This window comes from Floridaenema evergladense BLCC-F167 (assembly GCF_041929205.2).
Classification (GTDB): Bacteria; Cyanobacteriota; Cyanobacteriia; order Cyanobacteriales; family Aerosakkonemataceae; genus Floridanema; species Floridanema evergladense.
Map to the genome: position 1 here is coordinate 245,974 of NZ_CM171625.1, position 21,075 is coordinate 267,048.

A 21,075-nucleotide genomic window follows, 5' to 3' on the forward strand; every position below is an offset into this window, starting at 1 on the left:
GTTTTGGTGCGTTACACTGCGTTAACTCAGATCTTGCAGAGTATGGAGGTAGAACCTCCCAACCCTCGTTACCAGGTTGAACCTGGTAACGAGAAATAGAGGCTCCGCCTCCTGGTGCAAGATCTCAGTTAACGCACCCTACATACTGTTTACTCGGAAGTTTCTGTAACTTCTTCGTTTACAACAACGGGAATGAAATCTGTTTCGCGGATTTCTGGGAGAACTTTTTCATACAGTTGCATGGCTTGTAAACAAGCGTTAATGCCAGAAATTGCTTGATTGTATTCCTCGATTTTTTGTTTAACTTCTTGCAAAAATCGATTATTTCGGGTGATTTTTTCTTCAGCTTCTTTCGCCAAAGTTTGCTCTAAATATGTACGCGCTTGATTATATTGTTGTAGGATTTCATCTGCTTGGTAAGTCGCCATTGGTAACAATTGGGTGTTAATTGTTTGGTTGATGGTTTGGCGGAAGTTGCGCTTAATTGTGGTGGAAACTTTGGGTTCAAAGTCTAACTTTAAAAGTTGACGAATTGCTGGTTCTGCTTCTACCATGCTTTCGCAGTCGTAACCTTGAGAAGTTTGTAGTAAAGTTTGGCGGAATTGATAAATTGAAAAAGTTCCTTCGTCGTAAAACCGAGGACTTTCTCGCACGTAGCGATCGCACTCCACCTTAGCCTCACTGATCAAAGCTTGAGTTATCTGTTTTTCCAACACTTTCAACTGTTGCTCAATACCACCATCATTCCCTAAAAGTCGGTACAAATTGCGATAATAATCAGACTTCCGAATTCGCTCAACTAAACGTTGGAAAAAACTAGCAATTACTTCCTGGGAAGACTCAACTAAAATATCTTCCAATTGATTAGATAAAGAGTAAAGTGCTTCCACCAAAACCGCTAACAAAGGCGCAGTAGCATTGCGGGGATGACTCAAAGTTGCTCGTTGATAAGCCGATCTCACAGAAAAACTATCCAACAACTCATCTAAACGGCGAATCATCCGTGATTGCAACTTATTAAAATCATCTTCAAAATATTGGCAAGTATTTGTCACCACTTGGTTAATTTCATCCGCTATATGTTGGCGAAATTCCTGTCCAATTTGTTGTAACTGCTGATTTAATCTGCTTAATTCCTGCGCTTTCATCGCTTCAATTTCGCGAGGCTGACTATCCAATTCTCGGTATAGCGATAAATAGTGTTTTCGCAGACTAATACATACAGGTTGCAAGTCATCAGCCAAACTAGCAAAGAGTTGAGGACGTTTCTCCAAAGTCAAATAACGAGTAATGGCATCTCGAAATTCATCAATTCCGCTATCTTGAATTAGTTGATTAATTAATGGTGTTCCCCATTCGGAAAGGATACGCACATAATTTTCATTGGGTGACTCATAGCCATTAATGGAAATCCGAAAATTACTGGGTAATTTGCGGGAAGTGCCACAATAATTATTAAAAGCATAGACAAATTGTGGCGTTTCTTCTTGTCCATTTAAACCTTTGACGCTTTCAACAAAGACGGTATCTAAACCATAGCGATCGCGCCCACTAGTTCCCTTAATTTGACTGCCATAAAATCCCAACAAACCGCTAGTTTTATAAACCTTTGGTGTCTCCCGGAATTGCGAATGAATTAAATCTTCTAAGCGTTGTCTTAATTGGCTATTGTACCAAGTTTCATCGATGCGATTAAAAACGTAGAAAACGCGATCGCGAATCCCCGGATTTGCTCGCATTTTTTCCAACAATTCCGTTTCTTCCGTTGTCATATCACCCGCCGATGCAGGTTTCAAAACACAGACAACCGCCGAAGTTTCTGGATCTTCAATTTTCCGATAAGTTAATTCTGCATCTCTCTTGACTGGCGCATCAATTCCCGGCATATCAATTAACACATTACCATCTTGCAATAAGGGATGATAACAGTGATATTCAATACGTTTTAAAACTGCGCTATTATTTCCCCGTCGCGCATAACTCGCAGCTTCTTTTAAGTTAGAAAAATTAAACTGTTCCATTGAATAAGTAGCGTTATTCAAAGTATGAATATGTTCCCGATTTGCTACATATCCTTCTAATAACAATAACAGCGCTTTTGCTTGTTTCGCCCGTTCCGATTTACTTTCGCCACCTTCTTGCTGAACAATTGCTTGGCATCCTTGACAAAGCAAATCAATTACTTCTGGTTGGTTGATGTTTTGCGGTGCAGATAAACTTAATTTTTTACATAAAGTTAACGCTTGTTCGCGAATTTCTGCCTCACTCAAAAATGTTAAAACAACTCGTTCTCGATCCTCAGTTTCCGCGTATTCGATATAACATTCGGTTCCCGTTGCGTGCCCTTCCGCACTGTAAAGCAACTCCCTTTCTAGCAAAGCGTTGATTAGCATGGATTTCCCCGCACTAAACGCACCCGCAAACACAATTTCAAACTTGGGAGAAATCGCCTTTCGCAGGGAAGCTTCTACAGCGGTGGTATCCTGCGATCGCAAAGATGCCTCCTGATGCAACAGTTGTAATATTAATTCAACTTGTTCTTGGAGGTTTTGACACGCTGGCAATACTTGAATCATGGTAGTTATTTGAACAATTTTATACTCCTGCTCTCAGTATTCCCAAATTGCTCCCCGAAACTCACGTTGTCAATAATTTTTTCTGTTAATTCTCTTAACTGGGAAGTTTCATAATAGTAAAGTTTTCTAAAATATCTGAATTAAGCAAATTTTTTATCCCGGTTTCTGTGTTTTTAAACAAGGCAGTAAACGCACCAGCACCTAATTTATCTTGTGGGAAAATTCGGTAACAGGGGAGGTTAGTTAAGTGCGATCGATAATCCTCTAAATGCTCAACTGCGATCGCCTCAAATTGCGGAAATTTCTTAATTAACCATTCGCAAACTTCCTCATTTTCTTCCGGTGAATAGGTACAAGTCATATAAGCTAAATACCCCTGCGGCGCTACGATTTTCGCTGAATTAGCAATAATTCTCTTTTGGCGATTAGCACATTGATTAATATTAGCTGGATGGAAACAGCCGATCGCCTTTTCACCCTTCGCTAACAAAGATTGTCCCGTACAAGGAGCATCAACAATCACTAGATCGCTAGTTTGAGCAAAGCTTTCTGCTAAAACACTAGAATCTCTATTTATAACAACAAATGGTTGAATTTGACATCTTTTTAAATTAGAAATCAACATTCCCAACCTCTTACCAATCACCTCATTACTAATTAATAATTCTGGTTGGAAAAGTCGCCAAGCAAAAATTCCCTTTCCTCCCGGCGCAGCACACATATCAAACACTACCTTTACTGGAGAGGGAATTGTTAATAGAACAGAAGCAGCAAAAACCGAAGAAAAATCTAAGCAGTAATAATAACCTTCATTGTGTAAAGAATGTTGCCCCGGTTTACTATCTAAAGCTAATCTATCAATAAATTTTGGTTGCCAAGCTGTCGGAGTTTCAACTAAAAAAGGCACTTCATCCGGTTTTTCTCGACACCAAAGAATGCAAGGATGGAAAGGTTGAGGTTGAGTTAATGCTGTAACAAATTCTTCCTGTGAACTAGGATCTGTAAATAAGCGGCGACTCAGTTTAATTAGCAAATTAGAAGTTTTTTCCATTTTTATTAGTTACATATTAGACTGGAATGAGGCTATAAGAATTTTGAATGAGTAGTGCAATGCTCGTATTCTAAACGAATCGCTCAACCTACGGCACAATATAGAGAAGCGAACAAGGGAGTATTTATGGCTAAGAAAGGTAAAAAGCACGATCTCCAATGGATCAAACAAACCATCGAGTTAAAAGAAGATCATAACTGGAAATCAACACCAGGAACTCGCATCTTTGTTGCTGGAAGAGGGGCGTTGCGCTTCGATGTTCCTGAAGATTGGCATTTTGAACCAGATACAAAGTCTTTTCGGTTTTTAGATAAAAAGCCACCAAATGATGATTGTCGTTTAGAAGCTTCTTTTAATTTATTACCTCAAGGGGATTGGTCAGATTTTCCCTTAGTTCACCTATTAAAGCAGATTGTTCGAGATGATGAACGGAATCCGATCGCACAAGGAGAAATCATCCAATTCAAACGTCAAACTGCCCGTGTTGTTTGGACAGAAATTAAATTTATTGACCCCAACGAAAACCGCGAAGCATTCTCCCGAATTTGCATTGGTTTAGGTTCTGGTGTGCAATGTTTAATTACCTTCGATTTTTGGGCCGATCAAGCAGAAAAGCTAATTCCAGTATGGGATACAGTGATGAATTCTTTAGTTCTTGGTTTGTATATTCGCGATCCTCGCACAGGTTTTGCCTTACCTGATTAACTCAGTGTAAACCCTTAGTAAAAACTCAATTGATTTGTTTTCTTTTCATCATTTTTACCATTGACAAAATTTAATATCTTTGCTATGGAAAATGTGATATCTAATAAATAGAGGCGTATTTAACCTGGAGGCGTTATGTTTCTCAAACAGAAGCAAACCGGGGATTTGATTGAAATATTGACGATCGTAGATCTCTATAACCCTTGTAAAACCGAAGTTACAGGTCAATTTCACTGCGGGGAAGAAATGCAAGAACCGGAAATATTCCTGAAATCAGAATTGGTTTTTCCTTCCAGCGAACCTCTACCCATTTGTTGGATAGACTCCCACTATAATGAAATTCCTCCGCGACCTGTTGCACTAATGGCAACCCCATAAATTGTAGAGTGCATTACATTGCGTTAATGCAGCAAAATTTTGTTACTTGATGGTGCGTTACGGCTTGACCTAACGCACCCTACTATTTTTTGTCAGCAGAAGTGTTAAGTAAAATTTAGATTTGCTTGAAGTGGACAGCATAAGATAAGATTGAACATAAATGTTCACGTTACGTTGAAGTTATGTTTAAAAACTACTATTTGCTCTAGGGAGATTATTTTTTGCAAAACTAGTTACGCCAGAAAAAGCGTACTCAGAAAGAAGTGAAATCAAATGAGTGATCATAAAAGGGTAATTCATGCCGAACCAACTAAAGATTTATTCATATATATGTTGGTGCGAGATATCCCACTTATTCGAGCTATTATTGATTTGGTTGATAACTCGGTAGATGGCGCAACTCATTTCCAGAGTAATGAAAATTATGAAGGGCTTTGGATAAAAATTTTAGCTAACAAAGAGAAATTTGAAATTCGAGATAATTGTGGAGGAATAGAGGTAAAGGAGGCAGAGGAGTATGCTTTCAAATTTGGAAGACCCAGTGATGCTGAATTAACACCAAAATCAATCGGAAGATTTGGAATTGGGATGAAGCGAGCGTTTTTCAAGATCGGAAAAAAATTTAGAGTTGAATCAACTACTTCTAGCTCAAAATTTGTAGTCGCAGAAGATGTAGAAGAATGGAAAAATAAGCCTGAATGGACATTTGAATTTTTAGACGTTCAAGAAAATAGCAATTCTACATTCAGTGACGTTGGAACTCAAATATTAATTGAAAATTTGCATGAAAGCGTATCGGAGGAATTAGGATTAGAAAATTTTATATCTCAACTGAAGCAAGAATTAACTATCGCATATTCATTAAAAATAAAAAAAGGCTTAAGCATTAGTATAAATGATGAGACTCTGCATCCGGCTCCCCTTAATTTTCGTACTTCGGACAAGATTAAAGTTGCAAAATTTGAAAAAGAGTTTCATTATTTTGGAAGCCATAAAATAGACACACCAGTTCAGGTTAGGTTATATGCGGGCGTATCAGATAGGAAGCTAAATGAAGGTGGATGGTATATATTCTGCAATGAACGTATGGTTCTTGAAGCTGACCAAACGGAAATAACGGGCTGGGGTACAAAAAATGGCTTCCCAAAATATCATGCTGATTTTGCATTCTTTAGAGGTTATGCTTTTTTCGAGTCTGATGATGCTGCTTATTTACCTTGGACGACGACAAAAACAGGGATTGATTACGATTCACCAATTTACAGATCCATCAAACAAGAAATATATCAACTAACGGCTCCTGTTATTCTATTTTTGAGGAAAATGGCAGACGAAAAGAGCCGCGTAGAACGTGGTGAAATACCTGAGAGCTTACTTGATCAAGCATACTTGCAAACTTCACTTCATTCTGTGTTTGAAGCAGATACAAGTCCTACCTTTGAAATCCCTGAGCAATCGGCAATTCCACTTCGTCAAAAGCGTGGCAACATACACTATAGTAAACCAATAGAAGAAATTGAACTAGCCAAAGAACTATTAAATGTTTCATCCTATAAAGAGGTTGGTGAAAAAACCTTTGATTACTATTTACATAACGAAGGATAAGTATAATGGCTGGTAGTTATTCAAAAATTAATTACCGTCTTCGTCCTGCAAAAGCAGTAGAAAGAAAGATGATCTGCGATTCACTCCGATGCTTAAGTCCATTCGGAGAACTTACAAGTTATAGATATGTAGGTTTTGGATCAACTTACTTTAGTGACTTTATTCTTTTTCACAAATCCTTACATATTGAAGACATGATAAGTATAGAAAAAGATCAGCACGCTAAAGAGCGTTTTGAATATAATAAACCTTTTGGGTGTATAAAAATCAAGTACGGAGCTTCCTATGAAGTTCTTCCGACAATTGAATGGAATAAAAAATCTATTGTATGGCTTGATTATGATAGCCCATTAGAAAAAACAATCCTAGATGATATTGATACTCTTATAGGCAAATTAGTATCTGGCAGTGTTTTAATTGTTACAGTTAGTGCAGAACCAGAACGACCTGGAGAAGAAGGTTTGACTATAGAACAGATAGCTCAGTTTAGAGAAGATAAGTTACAGGAAAGACTGCCTAAAGAGAAAATACCCATTAACCTAGAATCGATTGATTTGACTGGGAAAAGACTTGGAAATTTGTATAAGAGAATAATTCATAATCAAATAGAACAAAGTATTATTACCATCAACTCAACCCGTTCAGCCGATGAAAAGCTTAATTATAAGCAAATTTTTGATTTTCGTTATGCTGACGGTTCTCGTATGTTAACAATTGGATGGCTCCTTTTTGAGCATAGCTACTGTAATTTGGCAGAACAATGTAAATTTAATAAAAATTTTCAGGTAACCAAATTAGATGAACCTTATGAAATAAATGTACCGAATCTTACACTTAAAGAAATCCAGTATCTAGATAGCCAAATGCCTACAGATGATTGCAATGCTGTGCAGCGAATTTGTATCCCCCTTAAAGATGTTAAATCCTATGCAGAATTATATAAATATTTTCCTTCTTTCGTAGAAATGTTTATGTAATTACTCGCTTGCTATATTTTTGTAGGATATTCAAAATTTTAAACAATTATATTCTTCTATCTCCGCGTCAATTACCTCTTTCTTAATTGATCCAAACAATTTCTCTAAATAGCACCCAAGTCGCTTTACCTCAAGCCATGTCTACTCTAGCTTTCTGTAATTTGGTAAAATTGGACTCTATGTGTCCTTTGTATGCCCTTTCGCCATGTTCTGCGACTACCTCCAACTTATTCTTACCGCCCGTGTTTACGATGTTGCCCAAGAAACTCCTTTAGAATACGCTCCTAATCTTTCTAAAAGACTAAACAATAAAATCTTGCTAAAGCGGGAGGATATGCAGTCTGTTTTCTCTTTTAAATTGCGAGGTGCTTATAACAAAATGGCACAATTGCCGCCAGATATTTTAGCGCAAGGTGTGATTGCGGCATCTGCGGGAAATCATGCCCAAGGTGTTGCCCTTGGTGCTAGAAAATTGGGAACAAAAGCGATTATTGTGATGCCAGTAACTACGCCGCAAGTAAAAGTTGATGCGGTGAAAGCTAGAGGCGGAGAAGTAGTTTTATATGGCGATACTTTTGATGAAGCTTGTGCTTATGCGCGTCAGTTGGAAGGAGAAAAAGGGTTAACTTTTATTCATCCTTTTGACGATCCTCATGTGATTGCTGGACAGGGTACGATCGGCATGGAAATTCTGCGACAATATCAGAAACCAATTCATGCTATTTTTGTGGCAATTGGTGGTGGTGGTTTAATTTCTGGTATTGGTGCTTATGTAAAACGCATTCGTCCAGATATTAAAATTATTGGTGTAGAACCTGTGGATGCTGATGCCATGTATCAGTCTTTGAAAGCAGGTAAAAGAGTTCAATTATCGCAAGTTGGTTTATTTGCTGATGGTGTAGCAGTGCGAGAAGTGGGAGAGGAAACTTTTCGCCTGTGTCAGGAATATTTAGATGATATTATTTTGGTGAATACTGATGATACTTGTGCGGCAATTAAGGATGTTTTTGAGGATACAAGATCAATTTTAGAACCAGCTGGCGCATTAGCGATCGCAGGTGCTAAAGCTTACGTCGAAAAAGCACAAATTGAAGGACAAACTTTAGTTGCTGTCGCTTGTGGTGCTAATATGAATTTCGATCGTCTACGTTTTGTCGCCGAAAGAGCAGAACTAGGTGAAAATCGTGAAGCTATTTTTGCTGTCACAATTCCTGAAACTCCTGGTAGTCTCCGCAAGTTTTGCGAATGTATGGGAAGACGCAGTTTAACTGAATTCAACTATCGCATTGCAGATGAAAAAATTGCTCACATTTTTGTCGGTGTACAAGTACAAAATCGTGCCGATGCTGCCAAAATGGTAGAAACTTTTGAAGCGCATGGATTAAAAACAATTGACTTAACAAATGATGAATTTACTAAATTACATTTGCGTCACATGGTAGGCGGACGTTCTCCACTCGCACACAATGAATTATTGTACCGTTTTGAATTTCCTGAACGTCCCGGCGCATTGATGAAATTTGTTAATTCCATGAGTCCGAATTGGAATATCAGCGTATTTCACTATCGCAATAATGGATCGGATTACGGCAGAATAGTCGTAGGAATTCAAGTACCACCTGATGAGATGCTAGAGTGGCAAGCATTTCTTGATACCTTGGGATATCGTTATTGGGATGAAAGTCAAAATCCGGCTTATAAGTTGTTTTTGGGGTAGAGTTTACTGTTAAGCTTCATGTTGACAACCTCCATGAACCAAGAATCCTCGTACCTTGATAGCCCAGGAGTGTCAATCACTGGCTCAAAGGTTCCATTAACTCATGCTTGACAGAATTGTGAGTTCTGAGTTTTGAAATCTCAAATCTCAAATCTCAAATCGGATGACACAATGGAATTGTGTGTTGGAATGCACAAACTCCAGCATAACTACATTGGCGATATTTCAGTTGCTTTTTTTGAGCAAGGAAGTGGGAAACGAGCATGGACAGCAATAATTGGCTGAAGCAGCTATTGATGATAGGCGTAGGTACGACATCTTTAATGGCAGAAAAAATTCGGGAAGTCAGCGATCAATGGGTTAGGGAAGGTAAAATTAATCCTGACCAGGCGAAGGCGTTTGTTGATGATTTGATGAATCAGTTGAAGTCAGATCAAGGTAGCAATTTTGAGGCGCAGATGCAACGCCAGATGCGAAATATGATGCAGGATTTGGGTGTGGCGCGTCAGTCGGAAGTGGATGAGTTGCGGGGAAGGATTGACCGTTTGGAACGTCAGGTGCGTGATTTGGAAAATAAGCTGTGGCGCTAAGAAAACTGATAGGATGCGATCGCAGCTGCAAAGATTTCAGGGAGGAAGAATTTTGAAAGCAATTGTGATCAGCGGTGTAGTTATGCTGGTCTGTGGGTTAATTTTGCTGGTGGCGCAACTTAGCAGTCCTCAAAAACCAGCTTTAGCTGATGAATTGACGGGAACTCAACAGCTGGTGGCTACAGCATCTCAAGGTACTTTATTTGCGAGTAATATTATGTCTAATCCATCAAGTGCTGATTCTGATAAAGAAGTCGTGACAACACCTTCTGGTCTAAAGTATCTGGAGTTGGTAGAGGGTACTGGCGCTACTCCGAACGCTGGTCAGACGGTGTTCGTCCATTATACTGGCACGTTGGAGGATGGGAAGAAGTTTGATAGTTCGCGCGATCGCAATCAGCCCTTTTCCTTTAAATTAGGTATGGGACAAGTGATTAAAGGCTGGGACGAAGGACTCAGCACCATGAGAGTTGGTGGTAGCCGTCGATTAATTATTCCCCCAGAATTAGGTTACGGTACTCGTGGCGCAGGTGGAGTTATTCCCCCTAACGCTACTCTGGTTTTTGATGTGGAACTGTTGAAAATACAGTAGTTAAGGCAGAGGTGCAGAAGGGCAGAGGTGCAAAAGGTAAAAAATTCTCCTTGTCCCCTTGTCCCTTCGTTAGTGATGAGTTTTAAGTTTTGAATTAATAACTTAAAACTCATCACTCAAAACTCAAAACTCGCCCTTGTCCCCAGTCCCCTATCCCCGATGAGATGAAGCCATATTTCGGAAACGGGTAAATTGCGGGTCGAAGAGTAATTTTACTGTTCCGGTTGGGCCGTTGCGGTGTTTGGTAATGATGATTTCTGCTACGCCTCTGTCGGGAGAGTCTGGGTTGTAGTATTCATCACGATAGAGCATAATTACTAAATCTGCGTCTTGTTCGATCGATCCACTTTCTCTCAAATCTGCCATCATTGGGCGTTTATTTGTTCTGGCTTCTACTCCTCGACTTAGCTGAGATAGGGCGATTACTGGTACGTTTAATTCACGGGCTAAACCTTTTAAACTTCTAGTAATTTTGGATAATTCTTGGACTCGATTATCGCCGCCTCCTTCCATTAATTGCAAGTAATCTATTAATATTAATCCCAATTCTCCGCCAATTTCTGTTTGCAAGCGTCTGGCTTGGCTTTTCATTTCGGTGACTGTGATAATGGCTGAGTCATCAATATAAATTGGGAGTTCGGTTAATACTCCTAATGCACTACTTAAAGAGTCCCATTCGTTTTGACTGATTCTACCCGATCGCAAACGGTTACTCTCAATTTCTGATTCGCTAGATAACATTCTTTGCACTAATTGCTCTTTCGACATTTCTAGACTGAAAATAGCAATTGGTAATCGATGTTTTCCGGCGATGTTTTGGGCAATGCTGACTGAAAATGAGGTTTTTCCCATCGAAGGTCTGCCAGCTACAATGATTAAATCAGAACGCTGAAAACCGCCTGTCATGGCATCTAAATCGTAGAAATCGCAACTTAAACCGGGTAAAATTGCTGAGTCTTGATTGCGCTTTTCTACTTCTTGATAGATATAACCTGCTGTTTCTCCAATTGATACTAAACCTTGTTGGGGTCGTTCTTGGGTAATGCCAAAAACTTTTTCTTCGGCTTCATCAAGAATAATTGGTAATTCTTTAGCTGTATCGTAACCTAATTGGGTGATTTCATGACCGACATGAATTAATTTGCGACGGATATGTTTATCTTCTATGAGTTTGGCATATTGGTCGATGTTAACGGCGCTGACGGTGCGATCGACCAACTGCACCAACTTACTTTGACCACCAATTTTATCTAATAATTTACGATCGGCAAGCCAAGCCATTACTGTTAATAAATCTGTTGGCTTACCTTGACTATGTAAACTTGATGTAGCACGATAAATAGTTTTATGGGCTTCTAAAGAAAAAGCTTCGGGAGTTAACAGATCGGCAACCCGGTTAATTGCTTCGGGATCGATTAGTATTCCACCTAAAATCGATTCTTCAGCTTCGATATTTTGGGGAGGTAAGCGATCGCCAACACTCGGAAAATTAATAGAGTCAACCATAATTAATATTGGCTAATTATATAGTCAGCCATTAGCCATTGAGCAAAAGAAGATCCAAATGACTAATGACCAATGATAAACCCTAAATTAGCTTGCAGTTCCTAGAACTATAATCTCTATTTGGGCAGATACTTCTGGGTGAATTTTAACTTCTGCTTTGTAGGTACCAGTCTTGCGAATTTCGGGTAAAGTAATACCGCGACGATCGACTTCATGACCAGTAACTTGCTGAATGATTTCTGCAACTTCCTGATTGGTCACACTACCAAAGATAGCATCTCCTTCCCCGGCCTGCTTCCGCACGGTAAAGTTACCGACTCTTTCGATCGCAGCTTTGATCTCCAATGCTTGTTCTTTGAGTTCCGCAAGGCGTTGACGTTCCAGTTCTCTACGTCTTTCTACTTGTTTGAGAATTCCGGGAGTAACGTGAGTCGCAAATTGCCTGGGAATGAGATAATTACGGGCATAGCCAGGGGCTACATCCACAACGTCGCCAGATCTGCCCAGCTTGTTGACATCTTGTAATAAAACTAATTGAACTCGTTTGCTCATGAGCCTTCCTGTGGAGCCTGGGTAAAATATATCCGAACTTACAATATTAGCGAAATGTGGGGAACGATCGCAATTGGGCAAAACTTCCCCATTTCGCTAAATCTGATTAATTTTAAAAGTGATCTTTCATTCCCCGCAGTTTGGCAAAGGTTTGTATCGGGTCTTGACTCTTCACTGCTGATTGTAAATTAGGATTATCCCAACGTAAAAAGGGATTAGTTTGCTTTTCTGTTCCTAACATTGATGGTACAGTTGCCTGATGGCGATCGCGAGCCGTTTTTACCTCATCATATCTAGCCTGTAAATCCGAATTTGTCCGATCTACAGTTAAAGCAAATTGCAGATTTTTCAAAGTATACTCATGGGCACACCAAACTCTAGTATTGTCCGGTAAATTCCGTAGTTTCCCCAAAGAATCAACCATTTGCGTGGGAGTACCTTCAAAAAGTCTGCCACAACCACCAGCAAACAAAGTATCGCCGCAAAACAATTCCCCAACTTCACCCGCAATAGTGGGAGGAAAATAGTAAGCTATATGGGCGCGAGTGTGTCCAGGAACAAAAATAACGGAAGCTACTCGATCGGCAAAAGTAACCTGAGAACCTTCTTCTAAAAATACCTGTTGTCCCGGAATTCTCCCTTTGTCCTCCGCACCACCATAAACACAAGCATCGGGGAAACTTGCTATTAACTGCTGATTACCACCTACATGATCGTGATGGTGGTGAGTATTAAAAATAGCAACTAACTTGGCATTCAGAGTTTCCAGTGCCCGCAATACTGGCGCAGCTTCTGCTGGATCGACTACAGCAGCAGTATTCGTTTGGCGATCGTGCAATAGAAAGATGTAATTGTCCGAAAGTGCAGAGAGTCGATGAACCTGCATACCAAGGTACCTCAGTAGTAAGTAAAATGAACGCAGCTAATTTGCCTCAACAAGAAAAAGCAGTATGATTGCTTTAGTAATCGATCGGCTGCAAATATTTTTTTGGCCTTAGTGGTAGTTTACTGCCAAGACATGGGCAAACTATAAAAGAGGTCAATTTCATACATGAGAGGAAACTTCCAGGGCAAGTCTACTGTTAGTCTTAAGCAAATAATCGACCAGATCTTAATTTCAGGTCAAGTTAGTCGAGAGGAGTATATGCAGCTTACCTCAGCTATACTTTCTGACAAACAAATTACTGAAGAAGATCGCCGTCAAATTAATCACATCTTTGATTATTTGCAAGCTGGTCGGTTGAAATTAATAGATTAGTTACATTTAGGAAAAAATGTCACAAACCAAACCTACTATTCTAGTTACAGGTGGTGCCGGATACATCGGTTCTCATGCAGTCCAAGCACTCCAAAATTCAGGCTATGATGTGGTGATTTTGGATAATTTAGTCTATGGACATCGAGATATTGTGGAGAATGCGTTAAAGGTGGAGTTAATCGTTGGTGATACTGGCGATCGCGCTTTACTAGATAACTTATTCTCTAGTCGAAATATCGCCGCAGTGATGCACTTTGCTGCTTATGCTTATGTAGGTGAATCTGTAACCGATCCGGCGAAATATTATCGCAACAACGTAGTAGGAACCCTGACACTTTTAGAAGCAATGGTAGCAGCTAACGTGAAGAAATTTGTGTTTTCTTCTACTTGCGCTACTTATGGTGTTCCCCAAACAATTCCGATTCCCGAAAATCATCCTCAAGACCCAATTAACCCTTACGGTGCAAGTAAGTTAATGGTAGAACGGATTTTAGCAGATTTCGATGTTGCTTATGATTTTAAATCTGTTTCCTTCCGTTACTTTAATGCCGCTGGTGCCGATCCTAATGGTTTGTTAGGTGAAGATCATAACCCCGAAACTCACTTGTTACCTTTAGTTTTAATGGTAGCTTTAGGTAAGCGGGAATCAGTTTCAATTTTTGGCACAGATTATCCCACTCCTGATGGCACTTGTATTCGGGATTATATTCACGTTTGTGATTTAGCAGATGCTCATGTTTTAGGTTTAGAGTATCTGTTGAATGATGGAGATTCTAACATATTTAACTTAGGCAATGGCAGCGGATTTTCGGTAAAAGAAGCGATCGATGCTGCTAGAAAAGTCACAGGGAAAGAGATTAAAGCGATCGAGTGCGATCGTCGTCCCGGAGATCCGCCAATGTTAGTCGGAAGTAGCGAAAAAGCCCGTAAAATTTTAGGCTGGCAACCTCAATACGGCAACATCAAAGATATCATAGCCCATGCCTGGAATTGGCATCAAAAACGTCACAACTAAAAAAAACTCTGTCCAAAGGATGGATTGAATCATGACTCCCCTAGTATCAATTATCATTACTTGTTTCAATCAAGGTAAGTATTTAGAAAAATCAGTTAATAGCGTCCTCAATCAAACCTTTTCAGATTTAGAATGTCTGATTATAGATGATGGCTCAACTGATAACACTCGAGAAGTATCAGAGCATTTAGTAACCAGAGATTCCCGAATTAAGTACTTCTACAAAGAAAACGGTGGGGTATCTTCAGCTCGTAACTACGGGTTTCGACAATGCCAAGGGGAGTGGATTCAATTCTTAGATGCAGATGATTGGATTAATGAGGACAAAATTAGGTTTCAATTGAGCCATAAAGAAGGAAAAAATCAAAGCAACAGTGTATTTTACACTGATTATGAACGAGTATATTTAGACAAAGAACAAAATATTACCGACAGACAGTTAAATATTGTTGGTTCTTTAACCAGAGAGCAGTTAATCCAGCGTTTACTTATTCCAGATTTTTTAGCTGATTCTCCATTTCCCGTATTGCAGCAATGTTTACTGCTCAATCGAAATGTTTTTCAAAAAAAGATGTTTGATGAAAGCCTAAAAGCTTTGCAAGACCGCGATTTTCCCCTAGATTTAGCAATAGCAGGAGTTGATTTTATTTACACGCCTATAGTCGGAGCATTTTACACCAAACATCAGACTAATAGAACTAATAAATGGTCTTACATGAAAAATTATTACATTTTATTTTACGAAACGGTGTATAAAAGACACCCGGAGTTAGTGCCGCTTTGCGAAGTAGGTTTAGATTTTCTCATTAAAGATACTATTCGTGAAAAAGACACCCAAAACTTTGAAAGACTGATAAAAATTACCAATTATCCAATTTATTTTTGGGACAAAAGATTTAAAATAAATAATCCAAATTTACTAAAATCAATTTATAGAATTAGACAAGTAATTCCCAACTTTTTAATTTATGAAAAATACCGAGGGCCTCGTTCAGAAAAAATCATAGCTATGTTCTCTCAACTAACTAAACTTGGAAAAAATTCAAATAACAACCCCCAAAGACAGAAATAATCATTGTATTCAAAGAGGAATTTATGGGATTAAAAGTATCCTTGGTTGTTAGTGACCTTGCTGGTGGTGGAGTAGTCCGAGCATTTTTACTCGGACAAGTACTAAAAAAACTGAATTATGAAGTAGAAGTTGTCGGTTTTAACTTTGGGAAGGAATTGTACGCCATTCCTCCTACAAGTATGTCTGTTTTCTCATTACCAGGTAGCAAATATCCAGAATTATTTAAACAAATACCCCTAATTTTAAAAAAAATTGATGGCGATATTATATATGCAGTCAAACCGAAGCCTACGAGTTTTGGAGTAGCTTTAATTAAAAGATTATTTAAACATCGTCCTTTAATTTTAGATATGGATGACTGGGAACTAAGTTGGTATGGAGGAGATGAGTGGAAATATGAATTTAGTTTAAAAAATTTATATAGGGATATCTTTAAAAAAGATGGGTTGTTGAAATATGCCGATCATCCTTTATATATCAAATGGACGGAAAAACTAGTTTTCCAAGCCGATGCTATTACTATAGACACTGAGTTTCTCAAAAATCGTTTTGGCGGAATCTATTTACCCAACGGCAAAGATACAGAAATGTTTGACCCCCACAAGTATAATCCCACGATTAGCAAAGAGCGTTACCACCTTAGTGAATATCGAATTTTAATGTTTCCGGGGGCACCAAGACCTCACAAAGGAGTAGAAGATGTATTAATGGCATTGGAAAAACTGAATCAACCAGATTTAAGATTGGTAATTGTTGGTGGCAGCCCCTACGATGATTATGATGATAAATTAATGCAACAATGGGGGCGTTGGATAATTAAACTACCTAGATGCTCTGTAGAAACAATGCCGGAAGTTTTAGCTGCTGCTGATATTGTAGTAGTTCCGCAGCGAGATAGTCTGGCAGCAAGGGCGCAATTTCCACTGAAATTAACCGATGGTATGGCAATGGCAAAGCCAGTTTTAACAACTAAAGTAGGAGATATTCCAGAAATACTCGGTGGAACTGGTTATCTTGTAGAACCAAATTCTCCAGACCAGATTGCCCAGCAAATTGAGTATATATTCCACAATTTATCAGCAGCCAACGAAAAGGGAAAGCAAGCAAGAGAGAGGTGTATAACTTACTACAGTGTTGATAGTATGTCGGCTGTACTCTCCAATTTAATTGCTAGTTTGCAATTAAAATAACTGGCTAAGTGAGCGTACAGGTTTACTACGAAAAAGTTGAAATAAAAGGGGAATCTTAATGAAGAAAAATGCTCTTAGCAAGTAATCAAGGGCTACCAACGATTTCCTGGGACAAGATAACAAAAATATTGTTCAGGAGTTCAGGAGTTCCCTTTCCTCACCGAATTGTTCCATTTTAAACCAATAGCCTAATCAAGTAAGCTACCAGTTAAAGATTGTACAAGATTTAATCAAATTACGGATAGCTCATGTCTAGACATAAATTACTTATAAGATATGTTCGGAAATATCCTCTGTGGATTTTACTGACAATTGTTTTGGGATTTTCTGGCGCTTTGTTTAATGGTGTAAGTACAACTCTAATTGTACCAATACTGTTAAATGTTCTCGGTCAAGAAATAAATTTAAAGGGAGCGCCGCCTCTGATTCACAAAGTTATATCGCCTTTTGAGAATCTTAATTTGCCTGCTAGTTATCGGCTGGCAATAATGGCGATAACAATTTTGTTAGTGATTATTTTAAAGAATCTGGCTAACTATGGTGGAAGCTTGGTATCAAGTTCTCTAACTAGAAAGCTTGCTGCTGATATGCGAGAAGAAGGATTGGATTTATTACTAAATGTGGATCTTCAATTCTATGCAAAGAGTAAAGTTGGAGACCTAATCAATCGTCTGGGTGGAGAAATTGGTCGTGCGGTTGCTACAGTTGGGACAATAATTAAGGTTATTAGTATTGTTATTACAATTTTAGTATTAGTAGGATTGCTACTAGCTATTTCCTGGCAATTAACCATTGCTTCAACGTTTTTATTAGCATTAGTTGCATTGATTAACCAATTCTCAATCAAACGCTCTAAAGCTTTTGGTAAGCAGCTTTCGGAAATGTCGAAAGCTTATTCTATTCGGGTATTAGAAGTTCTAAGTGGAATCCGATTAGTTAAGGCAACGGGAAATGAAAATAGGGAATATAAACTGTTAGAGAGGTTAATTCGCGATCGAGAAAAAGCCGATTTTCAATCCCAAGCTAATGAAGGAGCAATTGGCCCAATTAGTGAAGTAACTGGGATTGTTGCTCTGATGATAATTGTAATTTTAGGACGGCTATTTTTTGCTGATAAAATAAGCGCCATTTCCGCTGTTGTCCTGACTTATTTATTAATTCTTTTCCGACTTTTACCTTATATTACTCAATTGAATAATGCCAGAAGTCAATTAGCGAATACTTCGGCTAGCGTAGATTTAGTTTATGACTTTCTGAGGCGGGATAATAAGCCGTTTATGATTAATGGTACTTTACCGTTTAAGGGAATCGAAAAAGGAATTAATTTCCAAAACATTTACTTTAAATATCCTAGTAATGAAGACTTGGTACTCAAGGATGTAACATTATTCTTACCTCGTGGCACTACTTTAGCTTTAGTGGGTTCTTCTGGTGCTGGAAAATCGACTTTAGCAGACCTTTTACCAAGATTTTATGACCCTACAGATGGCTGTATTACGATCGATGGTATGGATCTACGAGAGTATAATTTGAAATCTCTCCGCAGTTCTATGGGGATTGTTAGCCAAGATACTTTCCTGTTCAATGATTCAGTGCGGAATAACATTGCTTATGGCAAACTTGAGGCGACGGAAGAGGAAGTTATTACCGCTGCTAAAAGGGCAAATGCTTATGATTTTATCATGACATTTCCTGAAGGTTTCAACACAATTATTGGTGAGCGTGGTATGAGATTATCTGGTGGGCAACGTCAGCGTCTTGCTATTGCTCGCGCCCTGTTGCAAGACCCTGATATTTTAATTCTTGATGAGGCTACAAGTGCGTTAGATACTGTTTCAGAACGTTTGGTACAAGCAGCTATTGAAGATCTCAGTCGCGATCGTACCACTTTAGTTATTGCCCACCGCCTTTCTACTGTACAAAAAGCGCATCAAATTGCTGTACTCGATAAAGGAATGGTAGTAGAAGTTGGCACCCACGATGAACTTTTGAATAAAGCTGGCTACTACGCAAAATTATATGCGATGCAATTTGCTGAACATCCTGAAAAAGCAATACAACGGAATGAAGAAATCTACAATCGTCTTTCTTACGATGTGCGTACTCGTCTTAATTCGATGATTGGCACCCTGCGCTTGCTTGCAGACGACTTAGCAGACACTCCAGAAGAACAAAAAGAACTACTCGAAGAGTCTTATAGTTCTGCAATTAGTTTGCTCAATAGTATTGAGTTATTTGAACACATTACTAAACTACCTTTAAAGTAGCTACCTTTGCAAGAGAGTTAATTAACCTTTAAACCTTTTGCAGTACTGGAATCATGTCATATACCCAGTTATGCAATTTATTTCTGAGTTCCTTATTCTTCACTTTCATAGCAATGCGAAATACTAACTTTAAGATTGGATGACGCAAAAATTTATCCAATCTTAAACTCCAAAGTTCACTATTGCCTTTGAGTTCTGGGTAATCTGCGTAGAAAATTTTCCAATCAGAATGGGCATCTACGTTAGTACCATGTCTGAGTGTTAGCCTACCATAATGCTGAACGTAGTTATCGACTAAGAAAATATTTAAACCCATTTTTTGCAACTTAAGAGTCAAGTCAACATCATTAAAGTTACCTGTGTAATTAGTAGAAATTCCGCCGGATTTCTCATATACATCTTTAGGGAAAACATTCATATTTAGGGACATGATTGGTGAATAACATGAATATCTTTGCTGGTTCTGAGTAGTGCGTTGGACGGGAAAATCACACCGTGATAAATAAGGAATGAGACATCCGATTTCCTTGTCTTTATGAGTTTCTATAAATTCTCGGAAAGTAGTAAAAGTAGTTGGATATACGTAAATATCCGATGCCATTGTCACTACCCAAGATTCAGTTAATTGGCTGACACCTAAGTTATAGGCTTCGGCAAATGATAAAATTTTTCCCCCGTGTAGGTAGTTAATACCTATTGATTCACAATAGTTTCGTAACTCCTCATCTTCTGTGGCTGAGCCATCAATTACAATCACCGTTGTCACTTCTGGGCAGTTTTTTAGAAGTGAGGCGGCAAATTTAGTAGATTGTTTGACAAAAGGAGGATAATTTTCTTTATAAAAATGGTTGACAGTTACTCCAAACATAACTAAACTCCAGTATGAACGCCTAAGATTGTGGTTTCCCTTTAATTAAAGAAGCAAATTTTTTTAAATAAACGACAGCATTTCTTTATACTTATTCAAGTTGAAGAAGAAAGCAAGTTTAAATATTATATTATTAAGCTAGACAACAGATATAGAAGTTATGAACAGAAAAATAGTAGGGATGCTAACTAGTTATCCTGGGGAAATGCCAACAGATTGGTTGTGGCAACAATCGCCCCATCCATTTGGTGTATGGGGTAATATTCAAATCCAGGCTACTGCTGTGAATCCTGATTTTTTGCTGTTATACAATTTTACGGAATTTCCCAGGTTAAACCCAGAAAAACCCGGATTTTGGCAAAGGTTTAATCGCAGGGAAAAACAGCGAGAACTTCGTCAAGCGGAAATCCAGGCAAAGTTGCAAGGATTCGGTAAAGAAAGAATTATTTCTTTAGTGCGAGAGCCTCCCTTTGAGGAAAAGAAAGCTAAAAGAATTGCAGAATACCAATTGGCTCAATTATACTGCGGTTATGTGTCTGGGCCGGATGATTTTGCTCCGATTCCTGAGTATATGCCTGCAATTTGGTATCATTCTAATTCTTTTCGGGAATTAGAGGAAATGGGACCACCAGAGAAAGTGCGATCGTGCAGCTGGATTACTTCTGGTATTTCTCGAACTGCGGAACATCGTCAGCGGTTAGCTTTTTTGCGGTTATTAAAGGAAAGTAATCTAGAATTTGATCTCTATGGCAAAGATTTACCAGCATGGGCTGGTAGTCAGGGTAAAATAGGTAATAAATGGAATGGAATGAGTGGCTATTACTATAGCCTAGCGATCGAAAACTATGCTCTTAATGATTGGTATGTGAGTGAAAAGCTTTGGGATGCTTTATTAGCTTGGTGTTTACCGATTTATTATGGTGGCTCTGCGGCTGATAAACTATTACCACCAGGAAGTTTTCTCAGATTACCAAGTCGAGACGAAAAAGGCATAGCTTATATTAAGGAGGTAACTGCTACGCCCGATGCTTGGCATGAAGCAAAAGATGCCATAGCCGAAGCTCGTCAGATCGTTCTTCACAAATTAAATCTACTTAATTGGTTATCAGATTTGATAGAAAAACTCAAGTAGAATTAGCAATTTTTGTTGTTTCAA

At 38.7% G+C, this 21,075-nt stretch carries 18 protein-coding genes; 12 read left to right on the forward strand and 6 right to left on the reverse strand.

Annotated features, from left to right (window positions below):
- Window positions 1–149: 149 nt before the first annotated feature.
- Window positions 150–2,576: a dynamin family protein gene (locus tag ACE1CA_RS01115; protein WP_413277800.1), complete on the reverse strand. Its 2,427-nt coding sequence runs from the start codon at window positions 2,574–2,576 to the stop codon at window positions 150–152.
- A 94-nt stretch (window positions 2,577–2,670) separates the two neighbouring features.
- Complete coding sequence (locus ACE1CA_RS01120; RefSeq protein WP_413277799.1) at window positions 2,671–3,627, reverse strand: RsmB/NOP family class I SAM-dependent RNA methyltransferase; 957 nt, start codon at window positions 3,625–3,627, stop codon at window positions 2,671–2,673.
- Window positions 3,628–3,753: 126 nt separating this feature from the next.
- Between ACE1CA_RS01120 and ACE1CA_RS01125 the strand changes: the two genes are divergently transcribed.
- The 7 genes from ACE1CA_RS01125 (at window position 3,754) to ACE1CA_RS01155 (ending at window position 10,191) form a co-directional block, all read left to right on the forward strand.
- A complete protein-coding gene (locus ACE1CA_RS01125) occupies window positions 3,754–4,332 on the forward strand; it encodes a hypothetical protein (protein WP_413277798.1) in 579 nt (192 codons plus the stop codon).
- 135 nt (window positions 4,333–4,467) lie between these two features.
- The gene (locus tag ACE1CA_RS01130; RefSeq protein ID WP_413277797.1) at window positions 4,468–4,710 is read left to right on the forward strand and encodes an acetyltransferase; all 243 of its coding nucleotides are present in this window, start codon (window positions 4,468–4,470) and stop codon (window positions 4,708–4,710) included.
- Window positions 4,711–4,983: 273 nt separating this feature from the next.
- Complete coding sequence (locus tag ACE1CA_RS01135) at window positions 4,984–6,315, forward strand: ATP-binding protein (protein WP_413277796.1); 1,332 nt, start codon at window positions 4,984–4,986, stop codon at window positions 6,313–6,315.
- A 5-nt stretch (window positions 6,316–6,320) separates the two neighbouring features.
- Complete coding sequence (locus tag ACE1CA_RS01140) at window positions 6,321–7,292, forward strand: O-methyltransferase (RefSeq protein ID WP_413277795.1); 972 nt, start codon at window positions 6,321–6,323, stop codon at window positions 7,290–7,292.
- 205 nt (window positions 7,293–7,497) lie between these two features.
- Window positions 7,498–9,009 carry a threonine ammonia-lyase, biosynthetic gene (ilvA, locus tag ACE1CA_RS01145; protein ID WP_413277826.1) on the forward strand — a complete coding sequence of 504 codons (1,512 nt, stop codon included), beginning with the start codon at window positions 7,498–7,500 and terminating at the stop codon, window positions 9,007–9,009.
- 263 nt (window positions 9,010–9,272) lie between these two features.
- Entirely contained in the window at window positions 9,273–9,599 is a 327-nt protein-coding gene (locus ACE1CA_RS01150; RefSeq protein ID WP_413277794.1) for a phasin family protein, read from the forward strand.
- Window positions 9,600–9,651: 52 nt separating this feature from the next.
- Complete coding sequence (locus tag ACE1CA_RS01155) at window positions 9,652–10,191, forward strand: FKBP-type peptidyl-prolyl cis-trans isomerase (RefSeq protein ID WP_413277793.1); 540 nt, start codon at window positions 9,652–9,654, stop codon at window positions 10,189–10,191.
- 150 nt (window positions 10,192–10,341) lie between these two features.
- Here the strand turns inward: ACE1CA_RS01155 and dnaB are convergent, their stop codons facing one another.
- The 3 genes from dnaB to gloB all read right to left on the reverse strand — a co-directional run bounded on the left by dnaB (window position 10,342) and on the right by gloB (window position 13,135).
- Entirely contained in the window at window positions 10,342–11,697 is a 1,356-nt protein-coding gene (gene dnaB, locus ACE1CA_RS01160) for a replicative DNA helicase (RefSeq protein ID WP_413277792.1), read from the reverse strand.
- Between the two features lie 87 nt (window positions 11,698–11,784).
- Complete coding sequence (gene rplI / locus ACE1CA_RS01165) at window positions 11,785–12,249, reverse strand: 50S ribosomal protein L9 (RefSeq protein WP_413277791.1); 465 nt, start codon at window positions 12,247–12,249, stop codon at window positions 11,785–11,787.
- Window positions 12,250–12,361: 112 nt separating this feature from the next.
- Window positions 12,362–13,135 (reverse strand): hydroxyacylglutathione hydrolase, encoded by a 774-nt coding sequence (gene gloB / locus ACE1CA_RS01170; RefSeq protein ID WP_413277790.1) that lies wholly within the window; start codon window positions 13,133–13,135, stop codon window positions 12,362–12,364.
- A 388-nt stretch (window positions 13,136–13,523) separates the two neighbouring features.
- Between gloB and galE the strand changes: the two genes are divergently transcribed.
- The 4 genes from galE to ACE1CA_RS01190 all read left to right on the forward strand — a co-directional run bounded on the left by galE (window position 13,524) and on the right by ACE1CA_RS01190 (window position 19,051).
- Window positions 13,524–14,522, forward strand: coding sequence for a UDP-glucose 4-epimerase GalE (gene galE / locus ACE1CA_RS01175; protein WP_413277789.1), 999 nt, complete (start codon window positions 13,524–13,526; stop codon window positions 14,520–14,522).
- Window positions 14,523–14,553: 31 nt separating this feature from the next.
- Window positions 14,554–15,594, forward strand: coding sequence for a glycosyltransferase family 2 protein (locus tag ACE1CA_RS01180; protein WP_413277788.1), 1,041 nt, complete (start codon window positions 14,554–14,556; stop codon window positions 15,592–15,594).
- Between the two features lie 23 nt (window positions 15,595–15,617).
- The gene (locus ACE1CA_RS01185; RefSeq protein WP_413277787.1) at window positions 15,618–16,784 is read left to right on the forward strand and encodes a glycosyltransferase family 4 protein; all 1,167 of its coding nucleotides are present in this window, start codon (window positions 15,618–15,620) and stop codon (window positions 16,782–16,784) included.
- A 248-nt stretch (window positions 16,785–17,032) separates the two neighbouring features.
- The gene (locus tag ACE1CA_RS01190; RefSeq protein ID WP_413277786.1) at window positions 17,033–19,051 is read left to right on the forward strand and encodes an ATP-binding cassette domain-containing protein; all 2,019 of its coding nucleotides are present in this window, start codon (window positions 17,033–17,035) and stop codon (window positions 19,049–19,051) included.
- Between the two features lie 28 nt (window positions 19,052–19,079).
- Here ACE1CA_RS01190 and ACE1CA_RS01195 read toward each other — a convergent pair whose 3' ends face one another.
- The gene (locus tag ACE1CA_RS01195) at window positions 19,080–19,919 is read right to left on the reverse strand and encodes a glycosyltransferase family 2 protein (protein ID WP_413277785.1); all 840 of its coding nucleotides are present in this window, start codon (window positions 19,917–19,919) and stop codon (window positions 19,080–19,082) included.
- A 160-nt stretch (window positions 19,920–20,079) separates the two neighbouring features.
- Between ACE1CA_RS01195 and ACE1CA_RS01200 the strand changes: the two genes are divergently transcribed.
- On the forward strand, window positions 20,080–21,051 hold the full coding sequence (locus tag ACE1CA_RS01200) for a glycosyltransferase family 10 domain-containing protein (protein ID WP_413277784.1): 972 nt from the start codon (window positions 20,080–20,082) through the stop codon (window positions 21,049–21,051).
- Window positions 21,052–21,075 lie beyond the last annotated feature (24 nt).

Bases quoted from the DNA above. Each gene is read 5' to 3' on its own strand.
- ACE1CA_RS01115 (WP_413277800.1), bottom strand. From the start codon at position 2,576: ATGATTCAAGTATTGCCAGCGTGTCAAAACCTCCAAGAACAAGTTGAA.
- ACE1CA_RS01120 (WP_413277799.1), bottom strand. From the start codon at position 3,627: ATGGAAAAAACTTCTAATTTGCTAATTAAACTGAGTCGCCGCTTATTT.
- ACE1CA_RS01125 (WP_413277798.1), top strand. From the start codon at position 3,754: ATGGCTAAGAAAGGTAAAAAGCACGATCTCCAATGGATCAAACAAACC.
- ACE1CA_RS01130 (WP_413277797.1), top strand. From the start codon at position 4,468: ATGTTTCTCAAACAGAAGCAAACCGGGGATTTGATTGAAATATTGACG.
- ACE1CA_RS01135 (WP_413277796.1), top strand. From the start codon at position 4,984: ATGAGTGATCATAAAAGGGTAATTCATGCCGAACCAACTAAAGATTTA.
- ACE1CA_RS01140 (WP_413277795.1), top strand. From the start codon at position 6,321: ATGGCTGGTAGTTATTCAAAAATTAATTACCGTCTTCGTCCTGCAAAA.
- ilvA (WP_413277826.1), top strand. From the start codon at position 7,498: ATGTTCTGCGACTACCTCCAACTTATTCTTACCGCCCGTGTTTACGAT.
- ACE1CA_RS01150 (WP_413277794.1), top strand. From the start codon at position 9,273: ATGGACAGCAATAATTGGCTGAAGCAGCTATTGATGATAGGCGTAGGT.
- dnaB (WP_413277792.1), bottom strand. From the start codon at position 11,697: ATGGTTGACTCTATTAATTTTCCGAGTGTTGGCGATCGCTTACCTCCC.
- rplI (WP_413277791.1), bottom strand. From the start codon at position 12,249: ATGAGCAAACGAGTTCAATTAGTTTTATTACAAGATGTCAACAAGCTG.
- gloB (WP_413277790.1), bottom strand. From the start codon at position 13,135: ATGCAGGTTCATCGACTCTCTGCACTTTCGGACAATTACATCTTTCTA.
- galE (WP_413277789.1), top strand. From the start codon at position 13,524: ATGTCACAAACCAAACCTACTATTCTAGTTACAGGTGGTGCCGGATAC.
- ACE1CA_RS01180 (WP_413277788.1), top strand. From the start codon at position 14,554: ATGACTCCCCTAGTATCAATTATCATTACTTGTTTCAATCAAGGTAAG.
- ACE1CA_RS01185 (WP_413277787.1), top strand. From the start codon at position 15,618: ATGGGATTAAAAGTATCCTTGGTTGTTAGTGACCTTGCTGGTGGTGGA.
- ACE1CA_RS01190 (WP_413277786.1), top strand. From the start codon at position 17,033: ATGTCTAGACATAAATTACTTATAAGATATGTTCGGAAATATCCTCTG.
- ACE1CA_RS01195 (WP_413277785.1), bottom strand. From the start codon at position 19,919: ATGTTTGGAGTAACTGTCAACCATTTTTATAAAGAAAATTATCCTCCT.
- ACE1CA_RS01200 (WP_413277784.1), top strand. From the start codon at position 20,080: ATGAACAGAAAAATAGTAGGGATGCTAACTAGTTATCCTGGGGAAATG.